Origin of the sequence: Litchfieldella qijiaojingensis, assembly GCF_014651875.1 — a bacterium.
In the GTDB taxonomy this organism is placed as follows: domain Bacteria; phylum Pseudomonadota; class Gammaproteobacteria; order Pseudomonadales; family Halomonadaceae; genus Litchfieldella; species Litchfieldella qijiaojingensis.
Window position 1 is genome coordinate 365,806 of record NZ_BMXS01000002.1, and the last position, 10,030, is coordinate 375,835.

Consider the following 10,030-nt stretch of genomic DNA (forward strand, 5'->3'; position numbering starts at 1 on the left):
TTCGTCAGCCGCGGTGTCCAGCGGGGCGTCACTGCCCCGCCCCCGGCTCGCTTGCCATTCAGGGCATGGGCGCCGCCGGCGCCTGCCTGGCCTGTCCCGAGCCGGCGGGAGCGCGATAGGCTTCCATGGCTGCGGCTGGCTTGTCGCCGCGCATCGTGTCGATCTCTTCTTCCGGCGCATAGGTCTGCAGCTCGATCATGCGCCGCACGCTGTCGCCATACTGTGGCAGATCGGCGCCAGGCTTGGCCGCGCAGCCGCTAAGCAGCAGGCCAGCGAGAACGAGCGCCGCCGGTTTCCAGAGGCTGCAGCCAGGGCCACGAGTGACACTTGATGGGCACCGACCGGCCAGGAAAAATGATGAAGGCATCATGAGGCTGTCTCCCGCGCTGTGTGGATCAGAGGTCATGGCCGAAGCGCCCTTCGGTACCGCCGTCGTCACGGCTGGACATCAGCTCCATGTCGAGACTGCTGGCCCGGCGCGGCGGTGGCTGGTCCTCGGGTCCACGGGCATGGAAACGTCCCAGCAAGTAGAACTCGATATCGCTCGGCGCCACGAAGGAACCAGTCGGCAGTCGCACCTGTTGGGTATCGAACGAACGTGCCAGGCGCGGGGTGACGAAGATCACCAGTTCGGTCTGCTCCTTGATGAACTCCTGGCTGCGGAACAGCACGCCGAGTACCGGCAGGTCGCCGAGCCCAGGAAACTTGGAGACGTTCTCGCGCAGGTTCTCGTTGAGCATGCCGGCGATGGCGATGGTCTGCCCGGTGTTGAGTTCCACTGTGGAGCTGGCGCTGCGCTTGACCAGCGCGGGTACGAAGAACTGTTCGCTTGCCTGGTCGCCAGCCCCGACACGTATGCTGTTGGCGGGCACCAGGTCCGAGACCGAGACATCGACCTTGAGATTGATGGTGCCGGAATCCAGCACCACCGGCACGAAACGCAGGCCGACGCCGAACTCCTTGAACTCGATGGTCACCTGGCCATCACCCTGGGGCACGGGAATCGGGAATTCGCCACCGGCCAGGAACTGGGCCTGCTGGCCGGTAAGGGTGGTCAGATTGGGCTCGGCGAGGATCTTGGCCACCCCTTCGCGATTGGCGGCGTCGAGCACCAGGTTGAGCAGGTAGTCGCTGCGCTGGTAGCTGGCGAAGATACCGGTGTCCTCGATCGACGGCGTGTTGGGAGCGAATTCGTCGATCACCGGCCCAATGGGGGTACGTGTAAAATCGTTGAATACCGGAACCCGACCCGTCGAGCCTCCCCCGGTGTCAAACTCGGCATCGGGGAAGGTCGCCCCACCGGTCACACCACCGATCCGCAAGGAAGAACCGACGTTGAAGACATTGAAGTTGGCTTGCAGGCGCTTGACCAGCGAGCGCGAGACCTCCGCCACCTTGACGTCGAGCATCACCTGCTGGGCACCACCGACCTGCATCAGATTGAGCACCGTCTCGCCGCCGTCCTCGCTGGATGTGGCGAAGCGGTTGGCCAACCGCAGGGCGGTGTCCATGCGTTCGGCACTCGACACCTCGCCGCTGAGCACGATGCTATCCTGGGCCGAACGTACCTGGACGTTCTCGCCGGGCAGCATGGCGTGCAGGTGGCTCTTCAGCGATTCCAGGTCATGGGTCACGGCGACATTGAGCATCCCCTGGACCTGCTCGGACTCGTCCCACAGCACCACGTTGGTGGTGCCCAGGGTCTTGCCCAGCACATAGATTTGCCGCGAGCGCACCACCACGATATCGGCAATATCGGGGTTGCCCACCGAGAGGATCTTCACCGAGCGCGGAAACTCCAGCACCTGCGACTTGTTGACCGGCACCGCCACCGACACCGCTCGCCCCTCGTAGGGCATGGCGACACGTCGCTCCTGGGCCTCGGCCAGCGTCGCCCAACACGCTGCCAGCAGCACCACCAGGGTTATCGCCAGCCATTTTCCGATTGCTGCTTGCCTGTTCATCGTGTTTCCCCTGCTGACTCATCGCTTATGGTTATCGCCATCGGCCTGGACAACTCAGTTACGCACAGTGACCGAGCTCTGCTGGGTACCACGAATCACGTGCACCTGTCGCAGTGCCGGGGCCCGGGCCTGGGGTGACGGTGCCGGCTTGGGTGGTTCGGGTTCGGCCACGCCGAGGTTGGAGCGCTGGGCGGTCATGAAATCACCCGTTTCCTCTTCCGTGTCGAGCGGGTTGCGCAGGGTGAGCTGCACCTTGCCCTCCTGGGTCGCCTCGACCAGTTTCTCCGCCTGGCGCGGGTCGACCTCGACCGTCACCGCGCGCACGATCACCGGCCCATCACGTTCCTGGGAGGCGATCTGGTCCACCGCCAGCACCTTGATGTTGCGCAGGATGGTTTCCGAAGCGACATTGCGGTTGTCGCCATTGCGCTTGGCCGAGACCACGTCCACCCTGTTGCCCGGCAGCAGGAAGCCGGCCACCCCGACCACGTCGTCTACGCGCACGCTCATCGCCCGCTTGCCGTGCTCGAGCACCGCGGCCAAGGCGCTTCCGCCCAAGTGCTCGGCGACCCGCCCCTCGAGAACGATCTCGCCGGGGTAGATCACCTGGTTGCTGACCCGCCCGGCCACGCTCTCGATGTCCGAGAAGCTGCCCGCGGGAACGGCATTCGGTGGCAGTTCCAGCATGCGCAGGTCCGACGCCTGCACCGTTTCCCCAAAGGGGATCTGCAGCGCGGCCACCACGACTTTCGCCATGTTGCTCTCGTCATCGCCCTCGCCGTTCTGCTCCTGCATCCAGGTCTTGGCCAGCATGGCCGCCCCCGTGGCCATCATCAGCGAGACGCCCAACATCAGCACGATGCCTTTCTTGTTCATGATGCTTCCCTCCCGGGGTCACCGAGTTCTCCGAAGTAGTTCTGCCAGGCCCACTCCAGGGCATCCCGCGACAGCCCGCCCTCCATCTGCCCCTGATAGCGCAGATAGTCCATGGCCAGGCCGATCAGGTCGCGAGGGTGGCAAGGCAGCAGCGGCACGTCGAACACGGCATGCCATTCGTCGATCATGAGATTTGCCAGCACTTCGTCGAAGGCCAGCCCATGCTTGTCGCACTCCTGCTGCCAGATAGTGAGGTAGTCGTAACGCGACAGCGGTTCGAAGCGGATCTTGTAGCCGATACGCCGCAGGAAGGCCGGGTCGGCCAACGACAGCGGCTCGAGATTGGTGGAGAACACCAGCGCCACGTCGAAAGGCACGCGGAAGTGCTGGCCGTTGCTCAATGTCAGGTAGTCGTGACGCTCTTCCATCGGCACGATCCAGCGGTTGAACAGCTCCATGGGTTCCATGCGCTGGCGGCCCAGGTCGTCGATCACCAGCATGCCGTTGTTGGCGCGAAGCTGGAGCGGAGCATGATGGATATGCGTGGCGGCGTCGTACTGCACCTCGAGCATGCCCAGGGTCAATTCGCCGCCGGTGACCACGCAAGGCCGCCGGCAGCGCACGTAACGCGGGTCGTGGCCATTCTCGAGATACAGACGCGCCAGTGGCGAGTCGTCTTCGCCCTCGATCGCCTCATGCACGGCAGGGTCGAAACAGCGCAGCGCCTTGCCAGCGACCAGGATGGCGTACGGCACCAGCACCTCGCCAGGCAACAGCCGCGACAGTCGCCGCGAGATGAAACTCTTGCCGGTACCGGGGTCTCCATAAAGGAACATGGCGCGCCCGGAATGCAACGCCGGGCCCAGTTGGTCAAGCAGGCCGACAGTGATCACCGTATCGGCGAAGGCCTCATGCACCCGTTCACGGTCGGCCCCCACCGCGCTCATCGCCTGGGCCTGGGCCTGCCGGGTGTAGTCGTCCAACGTGACCGGCGCCACCCCCGCATAGCCGTCACGTCCCAGCGCCTCCAGTGCCCCGGCGCGACCGCGATCGGTCAACCCGAAGCGCAGCGCACCGCGTTCGCCAGCCCCGCGCACTTCCGCGCGCCCCTCATCGCGCAGGAAGTTGCACACCTCCTCGACCACCGATCCTGCCAAGGCACTGCCCCGGCTCAACTGATGCAGATCGAGCACGCCATGTTCGTAAAGCTGCTTGGAGAGCAGGTCCGCCAGATAGAGCAGATCGAGCCCGGTCTCCGCCACCGTACTCGGCCGCGACACCCTGCCGCTCCCCGACTCCAGCGACGTATCCTGCTTGATGAGACTCAATGTCATGACAAGGCTCCTTCTGCCCAGGTTTCCCCACTCGCGTTTTCTTATCTTTAACTTCTTATCTCTAACTTCTTATTTCTTCCCTCTTCCCTCTTCCCTCTTCCCTCTTATTACAGCGTCCCCTGCCATAGCTGCCATGCAAGAAATCCCGTGGTCCCCAGCGCGATCGACACCGCAAAGGGAAACTTCCTTCCCATTACTTCACCCTCAGCCGGCGCCGCATAGATCGGCCTTCCCGTGGTGACCAGGGTCTTGACCATCAACCCATACCTGGCCCATGGTGAGATAGAATTCCTTGAAAACAGAGCGCTGGCGGCAAAACCGAGGGCTATCACGCCACCGACAAAAATGCTGGCCAATGCGGCGAGAAGGACATGATAGGGGCCAAGAAAAGTGCCCACTGCCGCCATCAATTTGACATCGCCTGCGCCGGTCATACCCAGCAGATAGCCGGGCAGCAGAATGCCAAGCCCTACCGCCAGGCCGGAAATGGTGGCCAGGAAACCGCCGGATCCCGCCAGCATCCATTGCAGCAGTATTCCTGTTGCGGCCCCGGCCATGACAAGCACATTGGGGATACGCCGTTGACGCAGATCCCAAGTCGCCGCGCTCCAGATCAGCAGCAAGACCAGACCGGAAATCAGATGCAGTTCATGGCGCATGGATTTCCCCTTGTTCTTAATACTTGGAGGAGAAAGAGACGCCGATTTCCCTATCAGCGACTCTTCAAGGGCTTTTCTTAACTAGCTACTACGGGGTCGCAGTGGATCCCCCACCTGTAACCAGCGCGTCATTCACGCCTCCTAGGAGTTCCGCGACGTTGTCTCCAATCGCCACAAAGATCGCCGCCCCGACAGCCACGATCAGCCCACCGACCAGCGCCCATTCGACGACCTCGGTGCCCTCTTCCTCGCGCAGGAAGCGCTCGATACCCTTCATCAGCTTGTTCATGTTGTGATTCTCCATTGCGTCTTGAGTTGGTTAACCACTGCTTTCCAGAGCCGGCCGGGACCGGCCGGAGCCGACACACCCGGGAATCAGCTCCCGAAGTCAGCATCGTAGTTACAATCCAGTTACGCTGTAACGATCTTGCAGGGCTATAGGATTATCTTGCGCTGGGTCGGATGACTGATGCTTGCATAGGAAGGCTGAGGGAGTTTTCAGACACGGGAATGACAAGCTGATCAACGGGTTGGACACTGGCACCCTACCGCAATGCAGCAAAGACTTTTTTCATCTGTACAACTCTCGTAAAGCCATGGGAATTTTCCGATTTTTGTCACATTGTCAGCCATGCCCAGCCGTTAGCCTGATAATGTGGCCTTATGGACCTGGGACTGATCCGCTCTTCGTTTCATCGCCAACGTTTCATCGCCGACATCGAGACATCATGATTCACACATCGTCCTTTTCGTGCTGCTGGCGGCGCGTCTGCTGGCCGCTATTCAGCGCTGTCCTGCTGGTGTGCGCGGGGCTGATGGCACCCAGCGTCCAGGCCCAGGAGCGTACCCCGGTGATCGCCACCCGCGCCGCGCTCAGCCAGTGGTCGGATCCGCTCGAGGCGCTGGGCACGCTGCGCGCCGACGAGAGCGTGACGCTTTCCGCGACCATGACCGAGATCGTCACCGAGCTGAACTTCCACGATGGCGAGGCGGTCGAGGCCGGGCAGTTGCTGGTGCGCCTTGAGGACGCCGAGGAGCAAGCGCAGTTACGCGCCGTCCAGGCGCTGCGCGACGAGCGCCGCAATGCACTGTCGCGGGCCACCCAGTTGCAACAGCGCAACCTGGGTTCGCGAGCTGACGTCGAGGACAGCCAGGCCCAACTGCGCCAGGTCGAGGCCGAGATCGACGAGATCGAGGCACGGCTGGCCGACTATCGTCTGCGCGCACCCTTCGACGGCATTATCGGGTTTCGCAATATCAGCACCGGCAGCCTGGTCACCCCGGGCATGGAACTGCTGACGCTGGACAAGCTGGATGTGGTCAAGCTCGACTTCCGGGTGCCCGAGGTGCATCTCGCCGCGCTGGAGCCGGGCCTGCGCTTGACCGCCCGCACCGCTGCCTATCCCGACGAGACCTTCAGTGGAGAGATCGCCAGCATCGGTACCCGCGTCGACCCCGTCGACCGCAGCGTGGCGGTACGCGCCATTCTGCCCAACGACGACCTGCGCCTGCGCCTGCGCCCCGGCATGCTGATGGAGGTAGTGCTGCAACGCCGCCCACGCGAGGCTCTGGTGGTGCCCGAATCGGTGCTGGTGCCCAGCGGCGAGCGCCACTATCTGTTCGTGATCGACGAAAGCGACGACAACCGCCTGGAACGGCGCCGGGTCGAAGTCGGCGAACGCCGTGTCGGCGAGGTCGAGATTCTCGCCGGGCTGGAAGCCGGCGAACTGGTGGTCCACCATGGCGTGCAGCGCGCCCGCGACGGCGAGCATGTGGCCCTGCTGGGCATCGCCGACGACGAAACGGCGGTGCGCGACATCCTGCGTCGAGAGCGCCAGCAAGCCTCCCCCGATGTCCCGGCCCAGGGTGACGCCTGATGCGCCTTTCCGATATCTCCGTTCAACGCCCGGTATTGGCTACGGTGATCGCGGCGCTGATCGTCGCCTTCGGCTTGCTGGCGCTCCAGCGGCTGCCGTTGCAGGAATACCCTTCCATCGACCCGCCGATCGTCAGCATCGACACCCGCTACCCCGGCGCCTCGGCCAGCGTGGTGGAAACCCGCATCACCCAGGTGCTCGAGGATCGTATTGCCGGAATCGAGGGCATCGAGCTGATCACCTCGTCGAGCGAGGACGGCCGCTCGCGCATCGACGTCGAGTTCAGCCTGGCGATGGACATCGATGCCGCTGCCAACGATATTCGCGATCGCATCTCGGGCGCCCGGCGCAACCTCCCCGACGAGGCTGACCCGCCGGAGGTGCAGAAGGCCGACAGCAGCGAGGACGTGGTGTTGTGGCTGAGCCTGTCGGGCGAGGACTACACGATCGCCGAGCTTACCGACTACGCCAACCGCCACCTGGTCGACCGCTTTTCCGTACAGCCTGGCGTGGCCCGGGTACGGGTCGGCGGCGGCAGCGAGTACGCCATGCGTATTTGGCTGGATCGCAACGCCCTGGCGGCGCGGGGCCTGACGGTTGGCGATGTCGAGGACGCCCTGCGCGCCGAAAACGTCGAATTGCCCGGCGGTTCCCTGGAATCGCGTGAGCGCCAGTTCATCGTGCGCCTGCCCAGAGGCTTCGCCACTCCCGAGGACTTCCGCAGCCTGGCGTTGAGCCGGGGCGAGGACAGCTATCTGGTGCGCCTGGGCGACGTGGCGCGGGTCGAGATCGGTACGGTGGAGGATCGTACGCTGTTTCGCGCCAACGGCGTGCCAATGGTCGGGCTGGGCATGATGAAGCAGTCCACCGCCAACGTACTGGAACTCTCGCAAGGCGTGATCGCCGAGATGGAGCGCTTGCAGGCCACCCTGCCCGAGGGCATGGAGCTGCGCATGAACTTCGATGCCTCGGTGTTCGTTTCCGGGGCCATCCAGCAGGTGGTGATCACCTTGTTCATCGCCATGGGCCTGGTGGTGCTGGTGATCTTCATGTTCCTGGGCAACTTCCGCACCACGCTGGTGCCGGCGGTTACCGTGCCCATCGCCCTGGTCGGCGCCTTCATCGCCCTGGCGGCGCTGGGCTTCTCGATCAATCTGCTGACCCTGCTGGCGCTGGTGCTGGCGATCGGCCTGATCGTCGACGATGCCATCGTAGTGCTCGAGAACATCAACCGGCGCATGCATGAATATGGCGAGCCCCCGCTGGTTGCCGCCTTCCGTGGTACCCGCCAGATCGCTTTCGCGGTGATCGCCACCACGTTGGTGCTGATCGCGGTGTTCGTGCCGCTGAGTTTCCTGCAAGGCGATATCGGGCGACTGTTCTCGGAATTCGCCCTGACACTCGCTGCGGCAGTGGCGATCTCCAGTGTGCTGGCGCTGAGCCTGACGCCGATGATGGCCTCGAAGATCCTCGACCCCGCCATGCATGAGGGGTGGCTGGCGCGTGCCGTGCAGTGGCTGCTGGAACTCTCGCAGCGCGTCTACCGGGCGGCTCTGCTGAGAGCGCTGAAACTGCGCCTGGTGGTGCTGGCGGTGTTTCTGGGCCTGGTCGGTGCCACCGCCTGGCTCGCCGACCGCCTGCCCGACGAGTACACCCCCCAAGAGGATCGCGGCAACTTCTTCATCCTGGTCAACGGCCCGGAAGGCGCCACCTATGACTATATCGTCGACTACATGAACGAGATCGAGGCACGCCTGGCGCCGATGGTCGAAGAAGGGGAAATCGAACGTGTGGTGATCCGCGCCCCGCGCGGCTTCGGCAATATCGAGAATTTCAACAACGGTTTCGCCATCGTCAACCTGGCCGACTGGGGCGACCGACGCTCGGCATGGGAGATCATGGACGAGGTACGCGCCAAGCTGAACGGCCTGCCGGGGATCACCGCCTTTCCGGTAATGCGCCAGGGCTTCGGCCAGCGGGTGCAGAAGCCGGTGCAGTTCGTGCTGGGCGGCGGCACCTACGAGGAGTTGGCAGCGTGGCGTGACCGGCTGCTCGACCATATCCGCGATGACAATCCACACCTGACCGGGCTCGATAGCGACTACCGCGAGACGCAGCCGCAATTGCGGGTGGACATCGACTACCAACGCGCTGCGACGCTGGGCGTTACCGTGACCGAGATCGGACGCACCCTGGAGACCCTGCTTGGCGGGCGCAACGTGACCCGTTACGTGGATGACGGCGAGGAGTACGAGGTGATCGTCGAGGGCGAGCGCGACACTCAACGCAGCCCACGTTCGCTGGACAACATCCAGGTGCGCTCGGCCAGCTCCGACGCGTTGATTCCGCTTTCCAGCCTGATCAGGCTGACCGACTTCGCCGGCCCCAGTACCTTGAACCGCTTCAACCGGGTGCGCGCGATCACCATTGAAGCCAACCTGGCCGACGGTTACCCGCTCGGCGAAGCGCTCGACTACCTCGAGCGAACCACCAGCGAGCTGCTGCCGCCCGAAGCCCAGACCGACGTCGCCGGCGCTTCTCGCGATTACCAGGAGGCCAGCGGCGCCACCACCTTCCTGTTGGTGCTCGGGGCCCTGGTGGTTTTCCTGGTGCTGGCGGCCCAGTTCGAGAGCTTCGTGCACCCCCTGGTGATCATGCTCACCGTGCCCCTGGCGATGAGCGGGGCGTTGCTGGGGCTATACGTCACCGGCCAGTCGCTGAACATCTACAGCCAGGTGGGGCTGGTGATGCTGGTCGGTCTGGCGGCCAAGAACGGCATCCTAATCGTCGAGTTCGCCAACCAGTTGCGCGACCAGGGAATGGCCTTCCATGATGCCCTGGTGGACGCCTCGGTGACCCGCCTGCGGCCGATCCTGATGACCGCCGTGACCACCATGGCCGGTTCGATTCCGCTGATCGTCTCCGGCGGCGCCGGCGCCGAGACGCGCACGGTGATCGGCACCGTGATTCTGTGCGGCGTAGCGGCGGCGACACTGTTCACGCTATTCGTCATCCCGGTGGCCTACGATCTGCTTGCGCGGTATACCGGTTCGCCCGGCGACGTGCAGCGGCGCCTGCAACGCGAGATGGACGATCACCATATCTCCAGCGCTAGCGGGCAATTGTAGTCGGGGGGCCAGGCCGGCCTGGCGGCCGGATCGCCGCCACGGCGGCTCCTACACAAGCTGTGCCACCGTCCCTCGTAGGAGCGCCCGTGGGCGCGATGGTCATGCCGCCCAAGCCGGCCCGACGGCCGGATCGCCGCCACGGCGGCTCCTACAGAAGCAGTGCCACCGTCCTCCGTAGGAGCGCCCGTGGGC

Annotated in this window: 9 protein-coding genes; 2 read left to right on the forward strand and 7 right to left on the reverse strand. The window is 64.2% G+C overall.

The features are described from left to right. Positions 1–58 precede the first annotated feature (58 nt). From IE093_RS04100 to IE093_RS04125, 6 genes are all read right to left on the reverse strand, one after another. A complete protein-coding gene (locus IE093_RS04100; protein ID WP_189466438.1) occupies positions 59–370 on the reverse strand; it encodes a hypothetical protein in 312 nt (103 codons plus the stop codon). Between the two features lie 25 nt (positions 371–395). After that, positions 396–1,964, reverse strand: coding sequence for a type II and III secretion system protein family protein (locus IE093_RS04105; protein WP_189466439.1), 1,569 nt, complete (start codon positions 1,962–1,964; stop codon positions 396–398). Between the two features lie 54 nt (positions 1,965–2,018). Beyond that, positions 2,019–2,840 (reverse strand): Flp pilus assembly protein CpaB, encoded by an 822-nt coding sequence (gene cpaB / locus IE093_RS04110; RefSeq protein WP_189466440.1) that lies wholly within the window; start codon positions 2,838–2,840, stop codon positions 2,019–2,021. Next, on the reverse strand, positions 2,837–4,174 hold the full coding sequence (locus tag IE093_RS04115; protein WP_189466441.1) for a P-loop NTPase family protein: 1,338 nt from the start codon (positions 4,172–4,174) through the stop codon (positions 2,837–2,839). The genes cpaB and IE093_RS04115 overlap by 4 nt, the downstream gene beginning before the upstream one ends. A gap of 107 nt (positions 4,175–4,281) precedes the next feature. After that, positions 4,282–4,833 (reverse strand): A24 family peptidase, encoded by a 552-nt coding sequence (locus IE093_RS04120; RefSeq protein WP_189466443.1) that lies wholly within the window; start codon positions 4,831–4,833, stop codon positions 4,282–4,284. 88 nt (positions 4,834–4,921) lie between these two features. After that, complete coding sequence (locus IE093_RS04125; RefSeq protein ID WP_189466446.1) at positions 4,922–5,122, reverse strand: Flp family type IVb pilin; 201 nt, start codon at positions 5,120–5,122, stop codon at positions 4,922–4,924. 439 nt (positions 5,123–5,561) lie between these two features. Between IE093_RS04125 and IE093_RS04130 the strand changes: the two genes are divergently transcribed. Continuing rightward, positions 5,562–6,710: an efflux RND transporter periplasmic adaptor subunit gene (locus IE093_RS04130; RefSeq protein WP_422730961.1), complete on the forward strand. Its 1,149-nt coding sequence runs from the start codon at positions 5,562–5,564 to the stop codon at positions 6,708–6,710. Beyond that, positions 6,710–9,838: an efflux RND transporter permease subunit gene (locus IE093_RS04135; protein ID WP_189466448.1), complete on the forward strand. Its 3,129-nt coding sequence runs from the start codon at positions 6,710–6,712 to the stop codon at positions 9,836–9,838. Before IE093_RS04130 ends, IE093_RS04135 begins: the two co-directional genes overlap by 1 nt. Here the strand turns inward: IE093_RS04135 and IE093_RS22400 are convergent. Next, a partial coding sequence (locus IE093_RS22400) for a hypothetical protein (RefSeq protein ID WP_229803217.1) occupies positions 9,805–10,030 on the reverse strand: 226 nt, incomplete at its 5' end. The genes IE093_RS04135 and IE093_RS22400 overlap by 34 nt on opposite strands.

Excerpts from the sequence above, each read along its gene's own strand:
- IE093_RS04100 (WP_189466438.1), bottom strand. The coding sequence starts at position 370 with ATGATGCCTTCATCATTTTTCCTGGCCGGTCGGTGCCCATCAAGTGTC.
- IE093_RS04105 (WP_189466439.1), bottom strand. The coding sequence starts at position 1,964 with ATGAACAGGCAAGCAGCAATCGGAAAATGGCTGGCGATAACCCTGGTG.
- cpaB (WP_189466440.1), bottom strand. The coding sequence starts at position 2,840 with ATGAACAAGAAAGGCATCGTGCTGATGTTGGGCGTCTCGCTGATGATG.
- IE093_RS04115 (WP_189466441.1), bottom strand. The coding sequence starts at position 4,174 with ATGACATTGAGTCTCATCAAGCAGGATACGTCGCTGGAGTCGGGGAGC.
- IE093_RS04120 (WP_189466443.1), bottom strand. The coding sequence starts at position 4,833 with ATGCGCCATGAACTGCATCTGATTTCCGGTCTGGTCTTGCTGCTGATC.
- IE093_RS04125 (WP_189466446.1), bottom strand. The coding sequence starts at position 5,122 with ATGAACAAGCTGATGAAGGGTATCGAGCGCTTCCTGCGCGAGGAAGAG.
- IE093_RS04130 (WP_422730961.1), top strand. The coding sequence starts at position 5,562 with ATGATTCACACATCGTCCTTTTCGTGCTGCTGGCGGCGCGTCTGCTGG.
- IE093_RS04135 (WP_189466448.1), top strand. The coding sequence starts at position 6,710 with ATGCGCCTTTCCGATATCTCCGTTCAACGCCCGGTATTGGCTACGGTG.